Origin of the sequence: Planosporangium thailandense (assembly GCF_011947195.1) — a bacterium.
Classification (GTDB): Bacteria; Actinomycetota; Actinomycetes; order Mycobacteriales; family Micromonosporaceae; genus Planosporangium; species Planosporangium thailandense.
In genome coordinates this window covers 96,014-121,116 of record NZ_JAATVY010000005.1, presented here as the reverse complement: position 1 = coordinate 121,116, position 25,103 = coordinate 96,014, and the positions used below count along the sequence as shown (strand labels likewise).

Below are 25,103 nucleotides of genomic sequence, written 5' to 3'. Positions count from 1 at the left end.
CCTGCTGTGGCGGGTCCAGGATTCGAACCTGGGTAGCTTTCGCGACGGATTTACAGTCCGCTCCCATTGGCCGCTCGGGCAACCCGCCTCAGGGTGCTACGTCCGCTGTGCGGAGCAGCGCTGGTAAGGATAGCGGTACCCCCCGGGGTCTCTGCAAACGGGTACCACCCGGCGGGCGGAAGTCGTCCCCGACGACTCCCCGACCCCCCGCCCGCCCGCCTGATCCGGCAGGCTGAGAGCAGGACCAGAATGGGTACGGCAACATCATCGAAGGCACCCGAACAGGAGCACCAATGGCTGCGGCACCCTCGTTCGACATTGTCAGCAAGGTCGACCACCAGGAGGTCGACAATGCGCTCAACCAGGCCGAGAAGGAGCTTGGCACCCGGTTCGACTTCCGGGGCACCGGCGCCGAGATCAAATGGGCCGGCGAGAACGCGGTCACGTTGCAGGCCGAAACCGAGGAGCGCGCCCGAGCGGCTCTGGAAGTTTTCAAAGAGAAGCTGGTCAAGCGCAACATCTCGCTGAAGTCGCTGGACGCTGGCGAGCCGAAGCAGTCCGGCAAGGCCTACCGGATCGAGTGCAAGATCATCCAAGGTATCGACTCGGAGAAGGCCAAGGCCATCAGCAAGAAGATCCGCGAGGAGGGACCCAAGGGCGTACAGGCCCAGATCCAGGGCGACCAGCTTCGGGTGACGGGCAAGAAGAAGGACGACCTGCAGGCCGTCATCGCCATGCTCAAGCAGGCGGACTTCGGGGTCGCCCTGCAGTTCACCAACTACCGATAACGCGGTCTGGCCGGCCCTGGTCCTGGGGCCGGCCGTTACCTCTGACCTGGGGAAACGGCGTGGACTCTGGTCGTCGATGGGTCGTGTCCATAGAAACGCCGGAGAAACGCCGGCACCGGATGTCGACCACGGTTGGATCGCCCATGAAGGCGCCGAGGCGGGACGACATTTCGCGATCGCTGCTGACGCGAGGTAGTCGCCGCGGTGACCGGTACGCCGGGTCACCAGGAGGCGCCAGCAGCGATGCAGCCGCAACTCGACGGTGTGCGACACCCCAGTTCACCTCCGCCGACGGCGCGGGCGGCGACGCGAGCTGGCGCCGTCAACAAGGCGGCGCTGGCGGGTGCGCCGTCGCCCAACCCGACCGGGCCGGACCGGACCGCCGAGTACCGAGCGCCGAGCGCCGAGCGCCGAGCGCCGAGCGCCGAGCGCCGAGCGCCGAGGAAGCCCTAGCCATCCTCAATGAGGCGTGGCGGGACCCGGAGAAGGCCCCACACACCAACGGGACGCTACCCGCCCGGACGCGGGGGTTCGGGACGCCTCAGGTCGGTCCCCCGGCTGCCGATGGGGGGTGGACTTCCGATGGTCCCGGCGCGAGGCTGTGCCGCGGCCCACCGGCGCACCCACGCGGGAAACGGAGCCGAAGAACAGGACCCACGCCATGACCGAGTTTCAGGAGATCGCGTCTTGCGGACGGCAGCACCGGGTGCGCGAGCCGGACCAGTCGGTACTGCTCGTCCGCGCGCGCGGCGCCGAGGACCTCGAGGCGGAGGCCCTCGCCCTGGTCCTGGCCCCGTACTCGGGTCTCGACGGACTGATGGCCCGCTCGGAACGCCTGGTCAGGGCCGCCGCCGGGCAAGGCCTGGCAGGGATCGCTGCCCTCGGCCGGCTGGCGCGCGCCGACGTGTTGAAACGGACCGGAAAGATTCCGCAGGCTCTTCGGCTCGCGCGACAGGTCCTCGAGTGGGCGACCGAGGCGGACGATCGGATCGTCGCGGCCCGGGCGCATGCGATCCTCGCGCGGGCCCTGGCCAGCATGGGCGAGCGGGTGGAGTCGCTGACACACGCGGGCCGCGCGGTGCAGCTGCTTGACGGGTCCGCACCGCTGCACCTGCGGGCCGACCACGCGGTGGTCTTCGCCGAGGTAACCAGCATCCTCCGCCCGGGAGGTTCGCTGACGGCCTTGTGGCAGGCCGACGAACTCGCCCGGGAGCTCGGCGATCCGGGCCTGGTCCTGGTGAACCTCAACAATATGGCCTGGGTCCAGTACGAGGCCGGCGACCTGTTCGGCGCCCGCCACACGGTGGACCGGCTCAGGCTCTTCGCCGAGGAGTCCGGAGCCGAGCTGAGCGCCACCGCGGTCGACACGGTCGGCCGGGTGCTGATGGAGGGTGGTGAGCTGGCCGAGGCTGAGGCGGCGCTCGCGCCGGTCTTCGCCGGCCGGGTACAGGACACGAACGGGCATGGGTTCGCGTTCTGCCTGCTCACCCTCGCCGAGATCAAGCGGCGCACCGGAGACGACGCCGAGGCGCTGCGGATCCTCACGCTCTGCCGCCAGCACGCCGAGGCCGCGGGCCCGGCAGACGCACGGGCAAGGGCGCTGCACGAGACGGCCAAGATCCACGCGGAGCGCGGTGAGTACCGGGCGGCCTACGAGGCCATGGCGGCATGCTACGAGGCCTGGCAGCAGCTTCGCTCCGAGCAGAGCGACGTCGCCGCCTGGACGCTGCACACGCTGTTCGACATCGAACGGGCGCAGCAGCAGAGCCGCCAGTACCAGGAACTGGCGGAACGTGACTCCCTGACCGGCCTGTGGAACCGCCGCCGCCTCGACCAGCACCTGCCCCAGCTCATCGACGAGGCGCACGCGTCCGGGCCCGCCGGGTCCCCCGCCGCGCTGAGCGTTGCGCTCATCGACGTCGATCACTTCAAGCGGATCAACGACCGGTACTCCCACGACGTAGGCGACGCCGTCCTGCACGCCATCGCCCGGCTGCTCGATCAGACGATGGACGGGGACGGCTTCGCGGCCCGGCTCGGCGGGGAGGAGTTCCTGCTCGTGCTGCCCGGGACGGCCGCCGCTGCCGCGGTGGCACTGAGCGAGCACACGCGCCTGGCTATCGAGAACCACCAGTGGTCCCCGATCAACGACGGCCTCGCGGTGACCGCCAGCATCGGCGTCGCCTCGCTGGTCCACGGCGACACGCAGGCGACCCTGCTCCGACGTGCCGACGAGCTGATGTACCGGGCGAAGCGCTCCGGCCGCAACCAGGTGGTCGGGCCCGAGGCGTGAGCACGGCGCAAGGCGGCACTGCGATTCCTCACCGCCACCCACCATGATCGTGGAGAGTTTTCCGTGTTGGAACACGGAAAACTCTCCACGATCATGAAAGGCGGACGGCCGTCGGTGTCCGCCCGAGCGTGGGCAGCGCCGGGTAACCGGCGATCAGGACCACCGAGAAGGCGGCGTAGAGCGTACCGAGCCGCACGTACGTCGGCGCCTGGCGCAGCCCGACGGACCGGCGGTGCCGGGCACGGGTCGAGCAGGTGGACTCCACGGCGCTCACGCCACTCACCGTGGAGCCCGAACCAGCAGATATAAATCGCTGATACCCGCAAGGGGTCAGCGCATGTACTGGATCGGCCCGGTCGAGCCGGCCATCGCCTCCAGCCGCGCCACCCGCTTCTCCATCGGCGGGTGGGTGGAGAACAGGTTCGCGATGCCCTGAGCCCGGAACGGGTTGTCGATCATCAGGTGGGCGGTGCTGGTCAGCTGACCCTCGGGCGGCAGCGGCAGCGCCTGCGTGCCGCGGTGAATCTTGCGGAGGGCGCTGGCCAGGGCGAGCGGATCGCCGGTGAGCCGGGCCCCCGACTCGTCGGCCTGGTACTCGCGGCTACGGCTGATCGCGAGCTGGATGATCGACGCCGCGAGCGGGCCGAGGATCAACATGGCGAGGTACCCGAGGATGCCCGGCCCCTCGTCGTCGTCGGACCGGCCGAGCGGGATGAACCAGGCCAGGTTGGCGAGCATGGTGATGATCCCGGCGAGCGCCCCGGCGACGCTGGAGATCAGAATGTCGCGGTTGTACACGTGCGACAACTCGTGCCCGATGACGCCGCGAAGCTCACGCGGAGTAAGCATGCCGAGGATGCCCTCGGTCACGGCGACGGCCGCGTGCTCCGGGCTGCGGCCCGTGGCGAAGGCGTTGGGCTGGGCGGTGGGGCTCATGTACAGCCGGGGCATCGGCTGCCCGGCGCTCGCGGCCAGGTCCCGGACGATTGCGTACAGCTCGGGCGCCTCCCGCTCGGATACCGGCCGGGCACGCATCGCCCGCAGCGCCAGCTTGTCCGAGTAGAAGTACGACACGGCGTTCATGACCAGCGAGAGGATGAGCGCGATCACGAACCCGCTCCGGCCGCCCAGCCAGGACCCGATGAGCAGGATCAGCGCGGTGAGCAACCCGAGCAGGGCCGCCGTCTTCAAGCCGTTGTAATGCCGGTGCACGGTGACTCCTTCGGTAAGGAATGCAACCGATTCAACGCCCGGATTACATCGTTCAATTCCCCGCGCCGGCTACAAATCACCTGCAAATCCGCTGGCAGCCGCCTCCGACGACAACCGCAACCGTCCGAAACCGTCCGAGGATGTCCGACGATGGCGGGGTCAGCGACCGGCGGCGAGGCCGGCGGCGTGCAGGACGAGCTGTGGCGCGAACCCGGCCACCAGACCGGCCACCGTGAGCGCGACGAGTCCGACCGCCACCGGCCACGGGACCGCTGGCAGCGGGGCGCGCGGCACCGCGCGGATGTCCGACCCTGGCGCGAAAATGTCCGACGACGGCCGGATGATGTCCGACGGCGTGATGGTGTCCAGCGGGGCGATGACGAACAGGGTCGTCACGACCCGCACGTAGTACGCCAGGCCGATCACCGCGTTGAGCGCGACGACCACGGCGAGCCAGGCGGCGCCCCCGGCCAGCAGCGCGCGCACGACGGCGACCTTCGCGAACAGCCCCGCGAGGCCGGGCGGCAGGCCGGCGAGGCCGGCGAACGCGAGCGTCAACGCACCCGCCACCCAGGGGGTACGCCGGCCGACGCCACGGTAGTCCGCGATCTCGCCGCCGTCCCGGTCACCGCGTAGCGCGATCACCGCACCGAACGCCGCCAGCTCCAGTAGGACGAAGAAGATCGCGTACGCGATGGACGCGGCGACCACGACGCGGAGGGCGGTGTCGGAGCGCCCGGACGCGAGCGCGAACGCCCCCAGCGGCGCGAGGATGTAGCCCGCCTGGGCCACCGAGGACCACGCCAACAGCCGGACCATCCGGCGCTGCCGCAGGGCGACAAGGTTACCCACAGTCATCGTCAGGGTCGCCAGGGCGGCGAGCGCCGGACCGGTGACATCCAGCCACGGACGCAGCGCCTGGGCGCTGACCAACAGGATCGCCACCACGCCGCCGAGCTTGGAGACCGTCGACAGGTAGGCGGCCACCGGCAGCGGCGCGCCGTCATACGTGGCCGGCGCCCACGCGTGCAGCGGCACGGCGGCGACCTTGAACCCGAGCCCGACGAGCACCAGGACGACCCCGACGGTCACCAGCGGCACCGAGACCAGCGCGTCCCGGTGCGCGAGCGCGGCGGCCAGCGCCGTGAAGTGGACCGCGCCGGTCGACGCGTACAACAGGGCCGCACCGAGCAGCGTCACCGCCGTCGACACGACGCTCACGACGAAGAACGTGACCGCGGCCTCGGCCGATGCGACGACCCGCCGGCGCAGCCCGACCAGCGCGAACAGCGGCAGGGTCAGCGTCTCGACCGCGATGATCAGCGTGATCAGGTCGCGGGCGGCGCCCAGCACCACACCGCCGGTCAGCGAACAGGCGAGGAGGAAGCAGTACTCCCCCGGCGGGGTGTCGCCGCGCAGCGCCGGGACCGAGAACGCGAGCACGCCGAGGGTGAGGAGCGCGAACACGACCGCGGCCAGGGCGGCCGTGTGGTCGAACACGTACGAGCAGCCGGCCGGCGCGCAGAAGGTCCGCCGCGCCGGCCCGGCCGCGCCGACGACCCACGCGGCGGCCGCGGTCGCGGCGGCGCCCAGCGCGGTGACGGCGAGCACCGGGCCGCGCCGGCCCGGTACGAGCAGGTCGGTCACCAGCGCCGCCACCGCCGTGAGCGCGACCGCGTACACGGGCAGCAACGCAATCTGATCGATGCTCATGTCGCCGCCTCGCTCCGCTCGCCGACGCCACTAGCCTCAATCGCACTGAGCCATCTCGTTCGCTCGCTCACCGGGTCACCACCTCCGCCAGCGCCCGCGCCGCGTCGGCCGACAGGCTCAACACGGCCGCCGGCACCAGGCCGAGCGCGAGGGCGAGCACGACGAGCGGCCCCCACGACAGCAGTTCGGCGCCGGCCAGGCGGGGCCGGGCCACCTCGCCGACGGCCGGGCCGTGCGTGACCTGGCGCAGCAGCCGCAGGAAGTACGCCGCGGCGAGCGCCGCGCCGAGCGCCGCGACCACGGCGAGCACCGGCCAGCCGCGGCGCAGTGTCGCGACGACGGCGAACGCCTCGCCCCAGAAGCCGGCCAGCCCGGGCAGTCCCAGCGACGCGATCGACGCGTACCCGAGCAGCCCGGCCAGCGTCGGCGCGGTCTCGCGCAGCCCGCCGAGCTCGTCGAGCCGGCCGGTGTGCGCCCGGTCCTTGATCGCACCGGCGAGGAAGAACAGCAGGCCGGTGATGATGCCGTGCGCGACGTTGCCGATGAGCGCGGCCTGGATGCCGGTCGCCGTCAGCGTCGCGATGCCCAGCAGCACGAAGCCCATGTGCCCGACCGATGAGTACGCGATGAGCCGCTTCAGCTCCGCCTGCGCCAGGCAGACCAGCGACCCGATGACGATCGCCGCCACGGCGAGCACCCCGAGGACCGGCGCGGCCCAGCGGGCGCCGGCCGGCGCGACCCCCACGCCGATGCGCAGCAGCCCGTACGTGCCCATCTTCAGCAGCACCCCGGCCAGGATCACCGACCCGACGGTCGGCGCCTCGGTGTGCGCGTCGGGCAGCCAGGTGTGCAGCGGCCACAGCGGGCTCTTCACCGCGAACGCGAGCGCGAGCAGGGTGAACGCGACCAGCTGGGTGCCCCGGGGGAGGCCGCCGCCACCGGTCAGGTGGATCAGATCGGCGGTGCCGGCCTTCGCCACCACCACGAAGACCCCGACCAGCAGCAGGACCGAGCCGAACAGCGTGTACAGCACGAACTTGCGCGCCGCGGGTCGCCGGCGTTCGCCGCCCCAGATCGCGATCACCGCGTACATGGGCAGCAGCACGACCTCGAAGAAGACGAAGAAGAGCACGAGGTCGAGCGACTCGAAGACGCCGAGGATGCCCACTTCGATCGCGAGCAGCAGCGCGACGAGCAGCCGGCCCCGGCCCGGTTCCGGCACCCGCCAGAGCGTGTACCCGCAGCACAGCAGCGTCAGCAGTGCGGTGAGCACCACCAGCGGGTACGACACGCCGTCGACGCCCAGGTGGAAGCGCAGGTCGAGATCCGGCACCCAGGGCAGGTCGACCGAGTGCCAGGGCCGGATCGGAGCGGTACGCGGGCCGTGCGGCTGCCGGCCGGCGAGCAGTACCAGGGTCGCGACGAACGTCAACGCGGCGGCGACGGTGCCCGCGAGGCGGCCCGCCCGGTCCAGCCGGGCCGGCGCGGCGACCGCGGCCACGACGCCGAAGGCGGGGAGGGCGAGGGTGGCGACGAGCGCCGCCTGTCCGAGGGTCACCGGGCACCTCCGGCCACGACGGCTGCGACGGTCACCGGGCACCTCCGAAGATCATCGCGGCGGCCAGTCCGAACAGGACGGCGGCGACGAGTACGGCGGTGGCCGCCCGGGGCAGCGCGGCGCGGTGCGCGCGGCCCAGCAGCGCGCCGAGGTCCTCGGCGCCCCGTCCGGTGGCCTCGACGGCGCCGTCCACGACGGTCTCGTCGGTGCGACGCACGGCCCGGCTCAACGCGATCGCCGGGCGTACGACCAGCGCGTCCTGCACGGCGTCGACGTAGAACGCCGCGGCGAGCACCGGCCGGACCGGGCCGAGGGCGGCGACCGGGTCGGCGCTCGGATCGCGCCGCCACAGCAGCCACGCGGTCACCACCCCGGCCGCGGCGAACAGCAGCGGAACGAGCATGGCGACGGTCAGCTGGACCGGACGGTCGAAGCCGAGCCGGTGCACGAAGCCCGGTACCAGCCCCACGAAACCGAGGAGCGCGCTCGGCACCGCCAGCACGAGCACCGGTAGGGACATCGCCGCCGGCGGCTCGTGCGGATGCTCGGCCGCCGGTCCGCGCGGCGCGCCGAAGAAGGTACGCAGCCACAGCCGCGTCGCGTACCAGCCGGTGACGCCGACGGTGAGCACGGCGGAGGCCCACACCAGCCAGGCGGCCCAGGCCGGGGCCGGGCCGCCGGAGTGCCCGGCCCAGGTGACCGCGATGATCTCGTCCTTGCTCCAGAAGCCGGCGAAGGGCGGCACGCCGACCAGGGCCGCGAGGCCGATCGTCATGCTCCAGAACGTGACCGGCAGGCGGCGGCGCAGGCCGCCCAGGGCGGCCATCGCGTTGGTGCCGACCGCGTGGATGACCGCACCGGCGGCGAGGAACAGCAGCGCCTTGAACGCGGCATGGGTGAGCAGGTGGAACAGCGCGGCGGGGGGCGCGCCGACCGAAAGCGCCGCGGTCATGTACCCGATCTGGCTGACCGTCGACCAGGCCAGTACCCGCTTGATGTCGTCCTGCGCGCAGGCGGCCAGGGCGCCGAGCAGCATCGTGATCGCCGCGACCACGGCGAGCGTCGCGAGGGTCGCCGGCGCGCGGCCGAACAGCGGGAACAGCCGGGCCACCACGTACACGCCGGCCGCGACCATGGTGGCCGCGTGGATCAGGGCGGAGATCGGCGTCGGGCCGGCCATCGCGTCGGGCAGCCACGTGTGCAGCGGGAACTGCGCGCTCTTGCCGGCCACCCCGGCGAGCAGCAGCAGCGTGATGACGGTCAGTTCGCCGACGGACAGCCGCGACGCGCCCGCCAGCACCTCGGTGATCCGGAAGCTGCCGAGCTTCACCCCCAGCAGGGCGATGCCGAGCAGGAAGCCGACGTCACCGAACCGGGTCACCAGGAACGCCTTGACCGCCGCCCGGGGCGCTTCCGGCAGCCACCGGTCGTGGCCGATGAGCAGGTACGAGCAGATGCCCATGACCTCCCACCCGACCAGCAGTTCGATCAGGTCCCCGGCGACGACGACCAGCAGCATCGCCGCGGTGAACAGGCTCACCTGCGCGGCGTAGGGCGGGTACCGGTCGTCGGCCGCCAGGTACGCGGTCGAGTAGATCTGTACGGCCAGCGCCACGGTCGCGACGGCCACCGCGACCAGCGCCGCGACCGGATCGAGTCGGACGCCGATCGTCACCTGCAGATCGCCGAAGTCGGCCCAGCGCCGGAACGTCTCCACGGGCGCGTGCACGGCGACGGCCAGGACGACCGCGACGACGAACGCGACCGCCGCGCCGACGATCCCGAGGGCCGCGGCCACCGCGCGCGACGCCCTCGGCACCAGCAGCCCGATCAGGGCGGCGAGAAACGGTACGGCCGGAAGCAGCGCTCCCGCTGCCGTCTGCGCGCCGGGGCTCATCGGGCGGCTCCACCGGGTCCGGGCGCGGTGTGCCGGGCGGGCCCGTTGCGGTCCGGGCCGTCGTTGCGCTCGCCCAGCGGCACCTCGTCGACCGCGACGCTCTGGCGCAGCCGGTACAGCTGGAGCACGATCGCGAGGCCGACGCCGATCTCGGCGGTCGCCAGCACGATGACGAACAGCGCGAAGACCTGCCCGCTGTGCGGTAGCGCCGCGCGGACGTTCGCGTCGGCGGTGACGAAGATCAGGTTGACCGCGTTGAGCATCAGCTCGACGGCCATGAGCAGCAGGACGGCGTTGCGGCGTACGACCACGCCGTAACAGCCCAGGCCGAACAGGCCGGCTGCGGCCACGTACGGGATGACCGGGTGCATTCAGCTCTCCCGCCGGCCGATGTCCGGGCGCGACACCACGATCGCGCCGATCAGCGCCGCGAGGAGCAGCACCGACAGCACCTCGAACGGCAGTACCCAGGTCCGGAACACCTCGGTGCCGATCGGGGCGGCCCCGGTCCCCTGCCCGGGCAGCGGTACCCGGCTCCACCGGTACGCGTCGATCAGTAGCGCCGCCAGCCCCAGCCCCGCCCCGCCGCCGACGAGCAGGCCGGCCCAGCGGGGCCGGTCGAGGTCCTCGCTGGCGCCGATCGGCGCGCGGGTCAGCATCACCGCGAACAACAGCAGCACGACGACCGCTCCGACGTAGAGCAGCACCTGCACCCAGGCGACCAGCTCGGCGGTGAGGACGAGGTAGAGCCCGGCGATCGCCCCCAGCGCCACGACCAGCCACAGGCCCGCGCGCACGATGTGGCGGGTCGAGACGACGAGAGCGCCGGCGCCGAGCGCGATCGCGCCAAGCGCGGCGAGCAGTACGTCCACGGGCTCGATACCCATGGCGACATCCTGCCATCAACCGGTAGTCGGCCGGTGCCTCGAGATCGTTACTTCGCGAAAGCAGTGATCATGATCATCACTCCGCCGGCGGAGCAGCGGGCGGAGCCGCCGGCCCCGGCCGACTCGCGGGCCCCGGTCCGCTTGTGGGTCCCGGCCGGGGCGCGGCGGTCCGCGCGGGTGCGGCGGCCTTCTTCGCCGCCGTCGTCTCCTCCTTGGCCGGCTCGCCGTTCGGGTCGTGCGCGGGCGGCGCGGGCACGGTGGGCATCCACTCGCCCAGCCGGTCCTTCTCGTGCAACAGGTCGCGCAGGTCGTACTCGGCGTACTCGAACTCCGGCGACCAGTACAGCGCGTCGAACGGGCAGACCTCGACGCAGATGCCGCAGTACATGCACAGCGAATAGTCGATCGCGAACCGGTCGAGCACGTTGCGCTGGCGCGGCCGGGCCGCGCCCGGAACGACGACCTCCTCCTTGTGGGAGTCGATGTAGATGCACCAGTCGGGGCACTCCCGGGCGCACAGCATGCAGACGGTGCAGTTCTCCTCCAGCAGCGCGATGACGCCACGGGAGCGCGGTGGCAGGTCGGGCTCTACATCCGGGTACTGGTGGGTATGTGCCCTCTTGGTCATCGTCTTCAACGTGACCGCCAGACCCTTGGCCAGCCCGCCTCCTGGTACACCGCTCATGCACCCATCCTGCCCGCACAACCACGCCGGATGCGAGCCGCACCCACCGTACGACCAGGGAGTAGCGTGCGAGTCCTATGACGTCACCGACCGACTGGGCCGATCCGCCGCCTGCCGGCTGGACCGCTGAGGACCTTCGCCGGTTGGCCCCGAGCGGGCACCGGCGGGAGTTGATCGATGGCGTGGTGCTCGTCGAACCGGCGCCCGGCCCGTTCCACGAGGCGGTCGGCGCGCTGCTGGGCACGCGGATGGGCGTCCTCTGCCCACCCGGTCACAGCGTCACCCAGGGCGTCACGGTCCGCTTCGGCGACCAGCGGTGCTTCATCCCCGACGTGGCGGTGGTCATCGGCGACCGGTGTGTCGACCCGTCCCGGTGGCTGGTACCCCGCGAGATCCTGATCGCCATCGAGGTCGTCGCGCCCACGTCGCTGCTGATGGACCGCATCACCAAGCCCGCGCTGTACGCCGCCGCCGGGATCCCGTACTACTGGCGCGTGGAGACCGACGGCGGCATCGAGGTCTCGACCTACCGGCTCGACCTCGTCGAGGAGGTCTACCGGCTGACCGGCGAGTTCCGGAACACGATCGACGTCCCGGTGCCGTGGCCGATCAAGATTCCGATCGACGAGATCACACCCTGACGTTCAGATCATCAGTTTCACGGCGGCGGTCAGCAGCAGCTGGCCGAGCGCCAACGGTACGAGCACCAGCCAGCAGAGCCGCTGCAGCTGGTCCTCGCGCAGCCGGGGGTACGACACCCGGACCCAGATGATCACGAACGAGACGACGAACACCTTCAGCAGCGTCCACAGCCAGCCGAGCTGGGCGTCGGCGAACGGGCCCCGCCAACCCCCGAGGAACAGCACCGTGGTGAGCGCGGCGACGACCACGATCCCGACGTACTCGGCGAGCAGAAAGAACGCGAACCGCAGCCCGGTGTACTCGGTCAGGTAACCGAAGACCAGCTCGGACTCGGCGATCGGCATGTCGAACGGGGGGCGGCGGATCTCGGCCAGGCCAGCGGTGAAGAAGATCAGCAGAGCCGGCAGCTGCCACACCAGCCACCACGGCTGCCAGGCGCGCACGATGCCGGACAGGCTCAGCGTGCCGGCCGCCATCGCCACGCTTGCCGCCGCCAGGACGAACGGCAGCTCGTACCCGAGCAGCTGAGCCGCCGCGCGTAGACCGCCGAGCAGCGCGTACTTGTTGGCCGACGACCAGGCGGCCATGAGCACCGCGACCACGCCGATCCCGACGACCGCCAGTACGAAGAACAGCCCGATGTCGAGCGGCTGGGCCACCAGGCCGTGCGGCCCGAGCGGGATGACGAGCAGCACCAGCAGGTACGGCAGCAGCGACACGATCGGGGCGAGCCGGAAGACCGCCCGGTCCGCCGCCCGGGGAGTGACGTCCTCCTTCTGCACGAACTTGATCCCGTCCGCCACGAGCTGGGCCCAGCCGTGGAAGGCCCCGGCGTACATCGGGCCGAGCCGGCCCTGCATGTGCGCCATGACCTTGTGTTCGGTCTGGCCGACGATCAGCGGCAGGGTGAGGAACGCGACGAACACCGCGACGACGCGGAACACCAGCTCGAGCCAGACAGGCATGTCAGGACTCCCCGTCCGGGCCGGCGCCGCCGTCCGCCTCCGGGCGCTCCGGCCGTTCGGCCCGGCCAGGTGCGGGCCGCGCCGGACGTTCGCGCGGCGCGCGTGCGGGCCGGGCGGGCTCCTCGCCGGCGTGCGGCCCCCACGTACCCGGCTCGGGCACGCCGGGTGGCCGCATCGGCTGGCGCTTCGCGGCCGTCGTGTCGTGGCTCTCTCCCGGCTCCTTGGCACCGGGCCAGGGCTTGGCGACCCGGGAGGCGAGCACGAACTCCTTGCGCAGCGGGTGGCCTTCGAACTCCGGGGGCAGCAGCAGGGGTGTCAACCCCGGGTGGCCGGGAAAGTCGATGCCGAACATCTCGTGGGTCTCGCGCTCGTGCCACGCCGCGCCCGGGTAGAGATCCACCACCGACGCGATCGCGGGCGCGTCCCCGCCGATCAGCGTCCGGACGAGGACGCCGTGCCGCCGCGTGGTCGACCACAGATGAGCCACCACCCGGAAGCCCGCGTCCAGCTCGTCGACGGCCGACAGCCAGTCGAAGAAGTCGCATCCGAGCTCGGCGTCGTCGCGGGCGGCCCGCAGGGCGTCGTGCCAGCGGGACGGCGGCACGTCGACGGTGCCCCGCGCCCAGCCGTTGCCACCGGAGACGGAGACGACGGGCGCGTCGTCGCCGTCTCCACCCAGCAGTCCCGACATCCGGGCGCCCACTTCTTCCGGTGTCATGCGCCGATCCTATGGGCCGCCGACGCCGCCGACGGCATCGCTATCCCGCGTTCCGATGTGCCGACCCGGCCCGTCGGCGGCCGAGCGGGGCCGGTGCGCAGCCGGATCCACCGCAACCGATCGGGTGCGGCGTGCGTGTCTGGCTCGACGAGCTTCCCGGGGAGGACCGAGGATGACCACTATGCAGTTCGCCGCCGAGGGTGGCGGACCGGACGCGGGGCCGGCCGCACGGCTGGGGCCGGTACGCCGTGCGACGACCGCCGAGCCGGCGGTCAGCTTCGACCAGTTCTACGCGGCCCACTTCGACCGGCTCATCGTGCAGCTGTACGCGTACACCGGCGACATGGCACAGGCGCAGGACGTGGTGCAGGAGGCGTTCGCCCGGGCGCTACCGCGCTGGGAGAAGCTGCGCACCTACGACGATCCGACCGCCTGGGTGCGCCGGGTGGCCTGGAACCTCGCCACCAGCCGGTGGCGGCAGCTACGCACCTTCCGCGCGTTCGCCCGCAGGCAGCGGGAGGAGCACGTGAACGGCCCCACCCCCGACCGCGTCGCCCTGGCCGCCGCCCTGGCGACGCTCCCCGCGACGCAGCGGCGCGCGGTGATCCTGCACTACCTCTCCGACATGTCCGTGGCCGACATCGCCGCCCAGGAAGGCGTCGCCGCCGGAACCGTGAAGTCCTGGCTGCACCGTGGCCGGGCGGCCCTGGCCGCCGCCCTGGCTGACCCCCGCGCGGAGGTACCCGATGTCTGAGTTCGACGATCTGACGCTCCGGGAGGCGTTCTCCCAGTTCCACACCGACGCGCTCACGGCGGTACCGCCACAGGACGTCGCCGGGGTACGGGCCATCGCCCGTCGCCGGCGCGCCACCCGAGCCGGCGTGATCGGAGCGATGGCCGCGCTGGTCCTCGCCGTACCCGTCGCCGCGTACGCGCTCGTCGGCCGGTCCGACAGCGGGCCGCCGGCGGTCCGGCCGAGCCTGTCGACCTCGCCCAGCGCGTCCGCCTCGCCGTCGGCGTCGCCGTCCGCGTCCGCGTCGACCGCCCCGCCCGCGCCGGACGGGAAGATCAGCCCCGACGAACTGGGCGACGCCACCCTCGACATACCGGCCTGGCCGGCGCAGGGCAACCAGTGCGCCACGAAGCGACAGAAGTTCACGGGCGGTCAGACCAGGCAGGTCAACGACCACACCGCGGTCACGATGATCTGGAAGGTGGTCTACGCGGACGTCGACCACGACGGCGCGCAGGAGACGGTCGCGCTGCTGGGCTGCGCCCTCGCCCGGGTCGACTACCAGGTGGCCGTGTTCGACCGGAACTCCGCAGGCGACATCGTCACGCTGGGCCAGGTGGTCAGGGAGGACGCGAGCATCCAGCACATGTTCGACGTGCGCGGAGAGGCCGACGGGTCGGTAAGCGTCCAGGTCGGCGACGTATCCGTGTGCTGCGGCGTCCACCAGGATCAGGTCATCCACCAGTGGCGCCGGTACGCCTGGGACGGCCAGCGCTTCCACCAGGTCGACGGCCCGACCGCGTTCCCCAGGCGACCCGATCTGTCGATCACCGCGACGGACGTCACGCTCGGCCCGCTGTCGAACGGCGTACGGCACGGCAGCACGACCGTCACTGTCCGCAACGTCGGACCGTTCACCGTACAAGGGATGGATCTGACCGTGTCCCCCTACGTCAACGGCAGTCAGCCCGCGGCCGTCGAGACGTTCACGAACCTCGGCAAGTGCGAGTACGGCGGTACGGGCTCCGCCAAGGCTCTCGGCTGCCGCGATCTCACGCCGCTCGCTCCCGGCGCATCGGTGACGTACACGTTCCAGTTCGACTCGCCTCAGGCCAACGACCAGGTGATCCCGACCGCACCGCGCTCCGACGCGACCTGGAGCGCCGAGGTGACGATGCTGGCGGCAAGCGGGACGTCACTAACGGAGTCGCCCGCCGACACCAACAACAGCGCGGCCCTCAAGGTCAGCCGCGTCGACTGATCACCACGCCACCTCGGCAGGATGGTGCGGGCGGTCCCGGCGGGGCCGCCCGCGCCCGACTATGGCTGCGGCGGGCGTACCGGCGGCGCGGACAGCGCCGCCACGTCCCGCTGGACCTTCCGTTCGGTGGCCACCCCCAGGTCGGGGCGGGCGACCCCGCCCACGCCGGCCTGCTCGCCGGCGATCTTCTCCTGGAGGCGCAGGATGCCGTGCAGCAGCGCCTCCGGGCGCGGCGGGCAGCCGGGCACGTAGACGTCGACCGGGATGATCTGATCGACGCCCTTGGTCACGGAGTACGAGTCCCAGTACGGTCCGCCGCAGTTGCTGCACGAACCGAAGCTGATCACGTACTTGGGCTCGGGCATCTGGTCGTAGAGCCGCTTGATCGCGGGTGCCATCTTGTCGGTGACCGTCCCGGAGACCACCATGAGGTCGGCCTGGCGCGGCCCGTGGGCGAACGGGATGACCCCGAGCCGGATGAAGTCGTGCCGCCCCATCGAGGTGGCGATGAACTCGATGGCGCAGCAGGCCAGCCCGAAGTTGAAGACCCACAGCGAGTACCGGCGGCCCCAGTTCAGCACGAAGCGGATGGGCTCACCGAGGACACCAGGCAATGCGGTCACAACGCCAGTTAACCACGGCCGGTACCGGCCGAAAGGCCACGATCTCCCCGCCTGACATCCTTGCTTGGCCGGCAGACCTCCCCGATGACGGTGGGATGGTTTTACGCTGCCCGCCGTGAGCACTAGTGCACTGGCGCCCCGTCCCGCCGGTCCGGTGTCCCCTGACGGCTCCGCGGTGGTCGGCGCAGTTTGCCGCCGCCGGCAGCGATTGGAGGCGAAGCCCGTGCCCGCCGGTGTCGCGGCCGGTCACCCGGCCACCGCCGAGGTCGGCCTGCGCGTACTGCACGCGGGCGGTTCGGCCGCCGACGCGGCCGTCGCGGCGGTGCTCGCGGGGTGCGTCGCCGAGAGCGTGCTCACCGGCATCACCGGCGGCGGTTTCGCGACCTACTACGACGCCGCTTCCGGGTCGGTGACCTGCCTGGACTTCTTCTGTGCGGTACCCGGCCTCGACGGTGACGTGACGCCGGGGCCGATGGCGCCGATCGAGGTGGTGTTCGGGGGCGTCCCGATGAGCTACGAGATCGGCGAGTCGAGCGTCGCGGTTCCGGGGCTGCCGGCCGGCGTCGGTGAGGTGCACCGGCGGTGGGGCCGGCTGCCGTGGCACCGCGTGGTGACCCCGGCGGTGAGCCTGGCCCGCAGCGGCGTGGTGCTGCCGGCGGCGCAGGCCCGTACGCTGATCTCCATCGCGCCCGCGATGGTCCCGGGCGTCGGGGCGACGATCTACTCCCCCGGCGGCAAGCTGCTCGAAGGCGGGGACCTGCTCTTCCATCCCGGTCTCGACGTCGCGCTCGACGCGCTCGCGACGGAGGGTCCGGCCGTGTTCTACACCGGCTGGATCGGCGACCAACTCGTCAAGACGGTCCGCGCCGGCGGTGGCACGATCGGCCCGGCCGACCTGGCCGGGTACCGGGTGCTGGAGCTTCCCGTGGAGCGCGCCCCGCTGGCCGGCGCCGGCGTGTACGCCCGCCGTGACCTCAACAACACCATCCCGACCATCGCGGCGCTGCCGGCCGACCTGCCCGGGCTCTCGGCCGGCGAGCGGGCCGTCGCGCTGGCCGGCGCGCTGCTCAACCACGGCGCGCAGCGGGTGGGCGACACGACCAACATCTCCGTCGTCGATTTCGAGGGCAACGCCTGTGTGATCACGATGACGCTCGGCCTCGGTTCCGGGGTGTGGCTGCCGGGGCTGGGCGTACACCTCAACTCGATGCTCGGCGAAGGCGAGCTGATCACCGGCGAGCCGGTGCCCGGCCAGCGCATGTCGTCGATGATGTGCCCGCTGGTAGTCATCGACGACGACGGCGAACTGCTGATCGCGGCCGGCTCCGCGGGCGCGTCCCGCATCCGTACGGCCCTGCTGCACACGCTTGTCAACGTCCTGGTCAAGGGCGCCGACATGACCGCCGCGATCAGCCAGCCACGGTTCCACGTGGTGGCCGATCTGGCCGGCGGCGCGCCCGTCGCCCACGTCGAGCCCGGTTACCCGGCCGACGAGGTGGCGGCGCTGGTCGCGGCCGGCTACGAGGTGCGCTGGTGGGACCGTGTCGACCACTACTTCGGCGGGGCGAGCGCGGTCGGCCACGCGGGCGCGGCCGGCGATCCCCGGCGCGGCGGGGTCGGCCGCCTCGCCTAACCCGCCGATCTTGGACACTTATGCGACCTATAGGTGTCGCAAGTGTCCAAGATCGGGCGGGTACCAGGCGGCGAGCCGCATGTCGACGCGTTCGCCGCGCATGGGCGTGCCTTCGGCGGCGTGCCGGCGCAGCGCCTCGGTCTCGTGGCCGGGCGGTAGCCGGCCGTTCGCGGCGACCACCCGATGCCACGGCACCGGGCCGCCGTAGCGGGCCATCACCGCTCCCACCTGCCGCGGACCACCCCGCCCCACCCAGTCGGCGATCGCCCCGTAGGACATCACCCGGCCGGGCGGGATGCGCTCGACCAGGGCGAGCACATCTTCGACGTAGTCGTCCACGACCAGCCACGATATGGGATCCCGACGCTGATCGAAACGCGCCAAGAGCAACAATGGGCTCCGTGCGCGTACAGGTCACCGCTGCTACCCGGATCGTGGTCAAGGTCGGTTCATCGTCGTTGACGACTGCCGCCGGTGGGCTGTGCCACCAGCGGGTCGACGCGCTGGTGGACGCGCTCGCCGCGCACCCCGCCGAGACCGTACTGGTGTCCAGCGGCGCGATCGCCGCCGGCCTCGCCCCGCTCGGACTGCCCCGGCGCCCGCGTGACCTGGCCACCCAGCAGGCCGCGGCCAGCGTCGGGCAGGGGCTGCTCATGCAGGCGTACACGGCGTCCTTCGCGCGGCACGAGCGGACCGTGGGTCAGGTTCTGCTGACCGTCGACGACGTCACCCGGCGGTCGCACTACCGCAACGCGTACCGGACCCTGCGCCGCCTGCTCGACTTCGGCTCGGTTCCGATCGTCAACGAGAACGACACGGTCGCCACCGAGGAGATCCGGTTCGGCGACAACGACCGACTGGCCGCGCTGGTGGCCGCGCTGGTACGCGCCGACCTGCTCGTCCTGCTGTCCGACGTGGACGCGCTCTACACCGGCGATCCGGCGAAGCCGGGCACGAAAAAGATCACGGAGGTCCGCGACGAGGAGGATCTCGTCGGCGTCTCCATCGGCAAGGCCGGCCGAGCCGGGGTCGGCACCGGCGGGATGGTGACGAAGGTCGAGGCCGCTCGTATCGCCACCAACTCTGGCATTCCGGTCATCCTGACCTCGGCCGACCAGGCGGCGGCGGCCCTGGCCGGCGAAGAGGTCGGCACCCTCTTCCACCGGCTCCGCGAACGGCCCGCCGCCCGCCTCTTCTGGCTGGCCCACGCCACCTCGCCGCGGGGCCGCCTGCACCTGGACCCGGGTGCGGTACGGGCGGTGGTCGATCGCCGGGCCTCCCTGCTGGCGGCCGGCATCACCGCGGTCGACGGCCGGTTCGAGGCCGGCGACCCGGTCGACCTGGTGGACGGCGACGGCCGGCCGGTGGCCCGCGGCCTGGTCAACTTCGACGCCACCGAACTTCCCGGGCTGCTCGGTCGCTCCACGCGGGAGTTGGCGGCGGAACTGGGTCCGGGGTACGAACGAGAGGTTGTCCACCGGGACGACCTGGTACTTCTCTAGAACACTGGTACTTCTCTAGAACACTGGTACTTCTCTAGAACACTGGTACTTCTCGAAGGCTCGAGTGCGCTCAACGGATTGAGGGAGCGAAGACGATGTCGGTGCAGGAACAGGGGCGGCGGGCGAAGGCGGCGGCCGCGACGATCGCGACAGCCACCCGCGCCACCAAGGACGCCGCGCTGCGGGCGATGGCGGACGCGCTGGTCCGGCGGGCGCCCGAGGTCCTGGCGGCGAACGAGGCGGACGTCACGGCGGGCCGCGACGCCGGCATGAGCGCGGCGCTGCTCGACCGCCTCGCCCTCAACACGTACCGCATCGAGGGCATGGCGGGTGGCCTGCGCCAGGTGGCCGGCCTGCCGGACCCGGTCGGCGAGGTGGTACGCGGCTCGACGCTGCCCAACGGCCTGGTGCTGCGGCAGGTACGGGTGCCGCTCGGCGTCGTCGGCATCGTCTACGAGGCCCGGCCGAATGTCACGGCCGACGCGGCCGGCCTGTGTCTGAAGGCCGGCAACGCGGTGCTGCTGCGCGGCTCGTCGTCGGCGGAGCGCTCCAACGCCGCGATCGTGGGGGTGCTGCGCGACGCGCTGAGCGAGACGGGCCTGCCCGCGGACGCGGTCCAGCTGGTCGAGGCGTCGAGCCGGGAGACGGTCAAGCAGCTCATGCGCGCCCGTGGCCTGGTCGACGTCCTCATCCCGCGCGGCGGCGCGCAGCTCATCCGGTCGGTGGTCGAGGAGTCGACCGTACCGGTCATCGAGACCGGGGTCGGCAACTGCCACATCTACGTCGACGCCGCCGCCGACCTCGACATGGCGCTGGAGATCCTGCTCAACGCGAAGACCTCCCGCCCGTCGGTGTGCAACGCCGCCGAGTCGCTGCTGGTGCACCGGGCGGTGGCCGAGCCGTTCCTGGCCCGTGCGCTGCCGGCCCTGCGCGACGCGGGGGTGACCGTGCACGGCGACGCCGACGTGGTCGAGGCCGGCGGCCGCCGCGGCGTGCCGGTGCTGGAGGCGACCGAGGAGGACTTCGGCGCCGAGTACCTCTCGCTGGACCTGTCGGTGGCGGTGGTCGGGTCGCTGGACGCCGCGATCGGGCACATCGCGCGGTTCGGTACCGGGCACAGCGAGGCGATCGTGACCGGCTCGGTCGAGGCCGCGCAGGAGTTCACCACCCGGGTCGACGCGGCCGCGGTGCTGGTCAACGCCTCCACCCGCTTCACCGACGGCGAGGAGTTCGGGTTCGGCGCCGAGATCGGCATCTCCACGCAGAAGCTGCACGCGCGGGGGCCGATGGGGCTGTCGGAGCTGACCTCGACGAAGTACGTGGTACTGGGCACCGGGCACGTCCGCTGACCGGGAGCCTCACATCGCTTTGGCGGCTTCGCGGATCAGCTCGAGCGACTCGGCGGCGGGCAGGGCCGCCGCCTGCAACGCCCGGAACGTCCGCGCGTACACCTCGGTGTCGTCGCCCTCGACGTGCAGGCTGCCGGTGAGGCTCTCCACATAGACGACCGGCGGGTCGACCGGCTCGGGAAAGGCGAGGATCGAGAACGAGCCGATCATCGACGGGTGCGCGCCGGCCCCGAACGGCACGACCTGCACCGTGAGCTCGGGCGCCTCGGCCCCGGCGACCAGGCGTTCGAGCTGGGCGCGCATGACGGCCGGCCCGCCGACGACCCGGCGGACGGCCGCCTCGTCGAGCACCACGCGCAGCGCGGACCGGCCCTCCTCGTGCTGGCGCTTCATCCGCACCTCCGTCCGGCGCTCGATCTCGGTCGCCGGCGCGCCGGGCAGTTCGGCCCGCAGGACGGCGCGGGCGTAGTCGGCCGTCTGCAACAGGTTGGGCACGAGCGCCACCTCGAAGACGCAGATCTCCGACGCCTCCTGCTCCAGGCCCACGTACACCTCGTGCCAGCTCGGCAGCACGTCCGAGTAGGCGTGCCACCAGCCCCGCAGGCGGGCGTCGCGGGCGGCCTGGACCAGGGACGCCGCCTCGTCGGAGTGGACGCCGTACAGCTCCAGCAGCGTCCGCAGATCGCTCAGGCGTACCGAGACCTGCGCGTTCTCGATCCGGGACATCGTGGACCGGGCCACCCCCAGCTCGCGCGCCGCGTGGTCGAGGGTCAGGCCGCGCTCTTCACGAAGTCTCCGGAGCTCGGCGGCGATGCGTCGACGCCGCAGGGTCGGGCTGGGCGGAGGCATGGACACAGTGTGCCGCAGCCACATCGACGCAGATCACACTTTCGCCGATCAGAAGTCGTGCGTTGCCGAAATGGCACGACCGGTGCGTGCACATCGGACGGACGGATACGAAAGCGGCGGCCCCTCCTTCGAAGGAGGGGCCGCCGCTGTCACGACGGGAGGGGCCGCCCGATCAGTACGACGGCAGCGACGGATCGACCGACTTCACCCAGGACGAGACCCCGCCCTGTACGTGCACCGCGTCCTTGAACCCGGCCGCCTTCAGCGCGGCGAGCGCCTCGGCCGACCGGGTGCCGGCCTTGCAGTACAGGACGATCTGCTTGTCCTGGGGCAGGTCGGCGAGCGCGCTGCCGGCGAGGATCTCACCCTTGGGGATGAGCGTCGCACCCGGAATGCGGACGATCTCCCACTCGGCGGGCTCACGGACGTCGACCAGGTGGATCGACTTACCAGCGTCGATCCACTCCTTCAGCTCGGGCGCCGTGATCGTCGAGCCGACGACCGCCTCGCTCGCCTCGTCGGACAGCGAGCCGCAGAAGTCCTCGTAGTCGATCAGCTCGGTCACGGTCGGGTTCTCACCGCAGACCGCGCAGTTGGGGTCCTTGCGGATACGCACCGAACGGTAGGTCATCTCGAGGGCGTCGTAGACCATCAGCCGGCCGAGCAGCGGTTCGCCGATACCGGCGAGCAGCTTGATCGCCTCGTTGACCTGGATCGAGCCGATCGACGCGCACAGCACGCCGAGCACGCCACCCTCGGCGCAGGACGGGACCATGCCGGGCGGCGGGGGCTCCGGGTACAGGCAGCGGTAGCACGGGCCGTGCTCGGCCCAGAAGACGCTGGCCTGCCCGTCGAAGCGGTAGATCGAGCCCCAGACGTACGGCTTCTTCAGGAACACGGCCGCGTCGTTGACCATGTACCGGGTCGCGAAGTTGTCGGTCCCGTCGATGATCAGGTCGTACTGGGCGAAGATCTCCAGCACGTTGTCGTTGCTGAGCGCCTCGTTGTGAACGATCACGTTCACGTACGGGTTGATCTCGCGGATCGAGTCGCGCGCCGACTCGGCCTTCGGCCGGCCGATGTCGGACTGACCGTGGATGATCTGGCGCTGCAGGTTGGACTCGTCGACGGTGTCGAACTCGACGATGCCGAGCGTGCCGACCCCGGCCGCGGCGAGGTACATCAAGGCCGGCGAGCCCAGGCCGCCGGCGCCGACGACCAGCACCTTCGCGTTCTTGAGCCGCTTCTGGCCCGCCATCCCGACATCGGGAATGATCAGGTGACGCGAGTAGCGCCGAACCTCGTCGATCGTCAGTTCGGCGGCCGGCTCGACGAGCGGTGGTAATGACACGGGCGTGCCTTTCCCTCGATGAGAGCTGTCCGTCCACCCATTCTGCCGCGCCTGGACGCGGTGCTGACGTGACCTCGGTTACCAGTCCGCTACGCGGGACACCGGCGCCGGGGGCGCCTGCCCCGGGGCCGCCGGCGCGCTAGGGGATCGGCGCGCCCGCGTACCGCTTCCCGTTGACGAACGGCCAGGGGTTGGCGACGCAGCCCTTCAGCCCGTACGTCTGCTGCTGCATGACCGGCGCCAACTGCCCTGGACCCGGGCACGCCTCGTGACCGTGCCCCAGTTGGTGCCCGACCTCGTGGTTGATCGCGTACGTCCGGTAGACCTCCAGCGACGCCCCGTAGTCGGGAATCGCCGTCAGCCACCGCGCGTCGTTGATGATCACCTGTCCCGGGAGCCGGCAGGAGGTGAACTTCTCGGTACTCAGGCCGCCCTTGGCGCACATGGCCTCCGACGTCGTCGGGCTGGCCAGGTAGATGGTGAACTCGGCGGGGGTCGCCGCCGTCACCCGCTGCAGTCGGAACTGGCCACTCGCGATCCAACTGCGCGGATCGCCGAGCGCCTGGTCCACAAAGTCCGCGAAGGCCGTCGGGTCCTCGTTGATGCCGTTCTCGATGGCTATCCGGAAGCGCCGCAGCGGCCCGGCCGTGCCCAGGACCTTGCCCTCGGTCGTGACGCCGGTGAACGTCCCGGCGCCCTTGTCCACAACGACCGGTGCGGCGCTGGGCGTCGCCGACGGGGCCGCCTGCGGGGCGGCCGACGGGGCCGCCGACGTGGACGGCACCGGAGCGGCGCCCACCGGATGGGCCTGGGCCGGCTGGCCGGACGCCCGGGTCAGCCATCCGCTTCGCCAGATCACGCCGCTGAGCCCCGCTGCGGCGACCAGGATGAGCACCAGGCTCACGAAGACGTACCGGCGCCCGGACCGGCGACGCCGCCCCGGTGGCGGCGAGGACCGCCGGCCCGTGCCGGCCGGCACGGGCCACTGGCCGACTCCGGGCGGCGCCTGGGCGGTCACCTGCGCGCGGGCCCGAGCCTGGGACTGCTGCCGGGCTCCCGTGGGTATGCGCACACCCGGCTCGTATCCGACCGACGGCGGATCAGACCAGCCCCGGGCGTCACCGCCTGCGGGAGCACGCCCGATCGGCGCCCCGGGCACGTTCCCGGGGCGCGCTCTGGATCCCGGATCGGCTCCGGCGGGCTGCGCACCGGGCGGGCGTCGTCTCCTGGGTTCGCTCGTCGCGCCGTACGTCATCGGTTAGTCAGCTTGCCATGTCGGCGCAAAACCCGCCGCCGACACCCCGGGATCACCCGGCCGCTTCACCAGCCGCTGTCACGCCACCACCATAGGTGATGTCCCCCTGCCGCGAACTCTTGCGCCGGGTCCGCCCGGGTCGCCCGTTGCGCCCGGCACGCAGCAGCTTGACCGCGCCGGAGTCCTCCAGCATGGCGAGGAAGGCGCGGGCGACCGTCCGTGGCTCCTCCATCTGGGCCACATGGCCGACATCCTGCAAGGTGAGCAGCCGGCTGTTCGGGATCGTACGGGCGACCTGCGCGGCCACCCGCACGTCGACGAGCAGGTCCCGCTGCCCTCCGATGACGAGGGTCGGTGTGCTGATCCGCCGCGCCACCTGCCACAGCGACGCCGAACCGGGCAGGTACGCCCGCACGAAACTGAGGATCAGACTGCGCAGCGTGCGCACGTACGCGCTGGTGTACTCGGGGACCGTGTACCGCAGCCGGGCCTCCTCGACGGCTTCCGCGAAGCGCTGCTCCGGAATGCGGGTCGGGTCGGCGAAGCAGCTTTCGATCACCATCCGGGCCAGGTCGGCGGGGTCGATCGCGGCCAGCCGCCGCGCCGCGAGCCAGTCCGCGCGCGGAATGAGCAGCAGCGGCAGCAGCCGGCCGTGAAACGACCGCCGCGGGTCCAGGAACGGCATCGCCGGAGATACCAGGGTGAGGGAGCGCAGCAGCTCGGGACGGGTACCCGCGACGCACACCGCGACCGCGCCGCCCAGCGAGTTGCCGAACAGGTGGACCGGTCCCCGGCCGGAGCACTCGATCCAGCGGATGACCCGGTCGGCGAATGCGGTCACGGTGTAGCTGCGGGCCGGGTCGCTACGCCCGAAGCCGGGCAGGTCGATCGCCTGACCTTCGAGGTAATCGGCCAGCAGGCCGGCCAGATCCGTCCAGTTCAGCGAGGAGCCGCCGAGGCCGTGCACGTAGACGGCAGGCTCGGCGCCGGCCGACCGGGCCGGGGTGTCCCGCACGTGGATGCTGGCTCCGTCCACCACGACGGAACGTCCAGGCCAAGCCGGCGTGATCCCGTCGGACGCTGGTAGCACGTCGTCCGGTACGAGACGGGCGGCCTCCATGAGACCCATACTGCCTCGCCCGAAACTGACTTGCCGTTAACTTTCACTTCTGAAAACGCCCACGCTGTC

The 25,103-nt window shown here is 71.9% G+C and carries 24 protein-coding genes and 1 tRNA gene; 8 read left to right on the top strand and 17 right to left on the bottom strand.

From position 1 onward, the window contains the following. Positions 1–7: 7 nt before the first annotated feature. Positions 8–88: transfer RNA gene (locus HC031_RS10305), tRNA-Tyr, on the bottom strand. A 205-nt stretch (positions 89–293) separates the two neighbouring features. Here HC031_RS10305 and HC031_RS10300 point away from each other — a divergent pair. Both HC031_RS10300 and HC031_RS10295 read left to right on the top strand, forming a co-directional pair. Further along, the gene (locus HC031_RS10300; RefSeq protein ID WP_167925001.1) at positions 294–788 is read left to right on the top strand and encodes a YajQ family cyclic di-GMP-binding protein; all 495 of its coding nucleotides are present in this window, start codon (positions 294–296) and stop codon (positions 786–788) included. Between the two features lie 661 nt (positions 789–1,449). Further along, a complete protein-coding gene (locus HC031_RS10295; RefSeq protein ID WP_167925000.1) occupies positions 1,450–3,081 on the top strand; it encodes a GGDEF domain-containing protein in 1,632 nt (543 codons plus the stop codon). 91 nt (positions 3,082–3,172) lie between these two features. Here the strand turns inward: HC031_RS10295 and HC031_RS10290 are convergent, their stop codons facing one another. The 8 genes from HC031_RS10290 to HC031_RS10255 all read right to left on the bottom strand — a co-directional run bounded on the left by HC031_RS10290 (position 3,173) and on the right by HC031_RS10255 (position 11,033). After that, positions 3,173–3,355: a hypothetical protein gene (locus HC031_RS10290; protein ID WP_167924999.1), complete on the bottom strand. Its 183-nt coding sequence runs from the start codon at positions 3,353–3,355 to the stop codon at positions 3,173–3,175. A 56-nt stretch (positions 3,356–3,411) separates the two neighbouring features. Continuing rightward, positions 3,412–4,293, bottom strand: a complete 882-nt coding sequence (gene htpX, locus HC031_RS10285; protein ID WP_338090580.1) for a zinc metalloprotease HtpX — start codon at positions 4,291–4,293, stop codon at positions 3,412–3,414. 159 nt (positions 4,294–4,452) lie between these two features. Then, on the bottom strand, positions 4,453–6,006 hold the full coding sequence (locus HC031_RS10280; RefSeq protein ID WP_167924998.1) for an NADH-quinone oxidoreductase subunit N: 1,554 nt from the start codon (positions 6,004–6,006) through the stop codon (positions 4,453–4,455). Positions 6,007–6,073: 67 nt separating this feature from the next. Next, complete coding sequence (locus HC031_RS10275) at positions 6,074–7,564, bottom strand: NADH-quinone oxidoreductase subunit M (protein ID WP_167924997.1); 1,491 nt, start codon at positions 7,562–7,564, stop codon at positions 6,074–6,076. 31 nt (positions 7,565–7,595) lie between these two features. Then, the gene (gene nuoL, locus HC031_RS10270) at positions 7,596–9,461 is read right to left on the bottom strand and encodes an NADH-quinone oxidoreductase subunit L (RefSeq protein ID WP_167924996.1); all 1,866 of its coding nucleotides are present in this window, start codon (positions 9,459–9,461) and stop codon (positions 7,596–7,598) included. Beyond that, positions 9,458–9,832 carry an NADH-quinone oxidoreductase subunit NuoK gene (gene nuoK, locus HC031_RS10265; RefSeq protein ID WP_167924995.1) on the bottom strand — a complete coding sequence of 125 codons (375 nt, stop codon included), beginning with the start codon at positions 9,830–9,832 and terminating at the stop codon, positions 9,458–9,460. The genes nuoL and nuoK overlap by 4 nt, the downstream gene beginning before the upstream one ends. Next, positions 9,833–10,348, bottom strand: a complete 516-nt coding sequence (locus tag HC031_RS10260; RefSeq protein WP_167924994.1) for an NADH-quinone oxidoreductase subunit J family protein — start codon at positions 10,346–10,348, stop codon at positions 9,833–9,835. It abuts the gene before it with no gap. 76 nt (positions 10,349–10,424) lie between these two features. Beyond that, positions 10,425–11,033: a NuoI/complex I 23 kDa subunit family protein gene (locus tag HC031_RS10255; protein WP_167924993.1), complete on the bottom strand. Its 609-nt coding sequence runs from the start codon at positions 11,031–11,033 to the stop codon at positions 10,425–10,427. Between the two features lie 77 nt (positions 11,034–11,110). Between HC031_RS10255 and HC031_RS10250 the strand changes: the two genes are divergently transcribed. After that, entirely contained in the window at positions 11,111–11,674 is a 564-nt protein-coding gene (locus tag HC031_RS10250) for a Uma2 family endonuclease (RefSeq protein WP_167924992.1), read from the top strand. A gap of 3 nt (positions 11,675–11,677) precedes the next feature. On the opposite strand, the gene HC031_RS10245 is transcribed toward HC031_RS10250, so the two are convergent. Together HC031_RS10245 and HC031_RS10240 are read right to left on the bottom strand one after the other, a co-directional pair. Further along, on the bottom strand, positions 11,678–12,640 hold the full coding sequence (locus tag HC031_RS10245; RefSeq protein ID WP_167924991.1) for a complex I subunit 1/NuoH family protein: 963 nt from the start codon (positions 12,638–12,640) through the stop codon (positions 11,678–11,680). 1 nt (position 12,641) lies between these two features. Then, positions 12,642–13,358, bottom strand: a complete 717-nt coding sequence (locus HC031_RS10240; protein WP_167924990.1) for an NADH-quinone oxidoreductase subunit C — start codon at positions 13,356–13,358, stop codon at positions 12,642–12,644. Between the two features lie 181 nt (positions 13,359–13,539). Here HC031_RS10240 and HC031_RS10235 point away from each other — a divergent pair, with 181 nt between their 5' ends. Together HC031_RS10235 and HC031_RS10230 are read left to right on the top strand one after the other, a co-directional pair. Further along, positions 13,540–14,112, top strand: coding sequence for a SigE family RNA polymerase sigma factor (locus tag HC031_RS10235; RefSeq protein WP_167925163.1), 573 nt, complete (start codon positions 13,540–13,542; stop codon positions 14,110–14,112). Continuing rightward, complete coding sequence (locus tag HC031_RS10230; protein ID WP_167924989.1) at positions 14,105–15,352, top strand: hypothetical protein; 1,248 nt, start codon at positions 14,105–14,107, stop codon at positions 15,350–15,352. Before HC031_RS10235 ends, HC031_RS10230 begins: the two co-directional genes overlap by 8 nt. A gap of 59 nt (positions 15,353–15,411) precedes the next feature. On the opposite strand, the gene HC031_RS10225 is transcribed toward HC031_RS10230, so the two are convergent. After that, positions 15,412–15,966 carry an NADH-quinone oxidoreductase subunit B gene (locus tag HC031_RS10225; RefSeq protein ID WP_167925162.1) on the bottom strand — a complete coding sequence of 185 codons (555 nt, stop codon included), beginning with the start codon at positions 15,964–15,966 and terminating at the stop codon, positions 15,412–15,414. A gap of 124 nt (positions 15,967–16,090) precedes the next feature. On the opposite strand from HC031_RS10225, the gene HC031_RS10220 reads away from it, so the two are divergent. After that, on the top strand, positions 16,091–17,608 hold the full coding sequence (locus HC031_RS10220; RefSeq protein WP_338090579.1) for a gamma-glutamyltransferase: 1,518 nt from the start codon (positions 16,091–16,093) through the stop codon (positions 17,606–17,608). Between the two features lie 27 nt (positions 17,609–17,635). Here the strand turns inward: HC031_RS10220 and HC031_RS10215 are convergent, their stop codons facing one another. Beyond that, positions 17,636–17,953 carry an MGMT family protein gene (locus HC031_RS10215; protein ID WP_167925160.1) on the bottom strand — a complete coding sequence of 106 codons (318 nt, stop codon included), beginning with the start codon at positions 17,951–17,953 and terminating at the stop codon, positions 17,636–17,638. A 56-nt stretch (positions 17,954–18,009) separates the two neighbouring features. On the opposite strand from HC031_RS10215, the gene proB reads away from it, so the two are divergent. Together proB and HC031_RS10205 are read left to right on the top strand one after the other, a co-directional pair. Then, complete coding sequence (gene proB / locus HC031_RS10210; RefSeq protein WP_338090578.1) at positions 18,010–19,110, top strand: glutamate 5-kinase; 1,101 nt, start codon at positions 18,010–18,012, stop codon at positions 19,108–19,110. A gap of 77 nt (positions 19,111–19,187) precedes the next feature. Further along, the gene (locus tag HC031_RS10205; protein ID WP_338090592.1) at positions 19,188–20,459 is read left to right on the top strand and encodes a glutamate-5-semialdehyde dehydrogenase; all 1,272 of its coding nucleotides are present in this window, start codon (positions 19,188–19,190) and stop codon (positions 20,457–20,459) included. 9 nt (positions 20,460–20,468) lie between these two features. On the opposite strand, the gene HC031_RS10200 is transcribed toward HC031_RS10205, so the two are convergent. The 4 genes from HC031_RS10200 to HC031_RS10185 all read right to left on the bottom strand — a co-directional run bounded on the left by HC031_RS10200 (position 20,469) and on the right by HC031_RS10185 (position 25,034). Then, complete coding sequence (locus HC031_RS10200; RefSeq protein ID WP_167924986.1) at positions 20,469–21,308, bottom strand: helix-turn-helix domain-containing protein; 840 nt, start codon at positions 21,306–21,308, stop codon at positions 20,469–20,471. 172 nt (positions 21,309–21,480) lie between these two features. Further along, positions 21,481–22,659 carry an adenylyltransferase/sulfurtransferase MoeZ gene (gene moeZ / locus HC031_RS10195; protein WP_167924985.1) on the bottom strand — a complete coding sequence of 393 codons (1,179 nt, stop codon included), beginning with the start codon at positions 22,657–22,659 and terminating at the stop codon, positions 21,481–21,483. Between the two features lie 139 nt (positions 22,660–22,798). Next, a complete protein-coding gene (locus HC031_RS10190; protein ID WP_338090577.1) occupies positions 22,799–23,731 on the bottom strand; it encodes a DUF3152 domain-containing protein in 933 nt (310 codons plus the stop codon). Positions 23,732–23,966: 235 nt separating this feature from the next. Then, positions 23,967–25,034, bottom strand: a complete 1,068-nt coding sequence (locus HC031_RS10185; RefSeq protein WP_167924983.1) for an alpha/beta fold hydrolase — start codon at positions 25,032–25,034, stop codon at positions 23,967–23,969. Between the last annotated feature and the right edge of the window lie 69 nt (positions 25,035–25,103).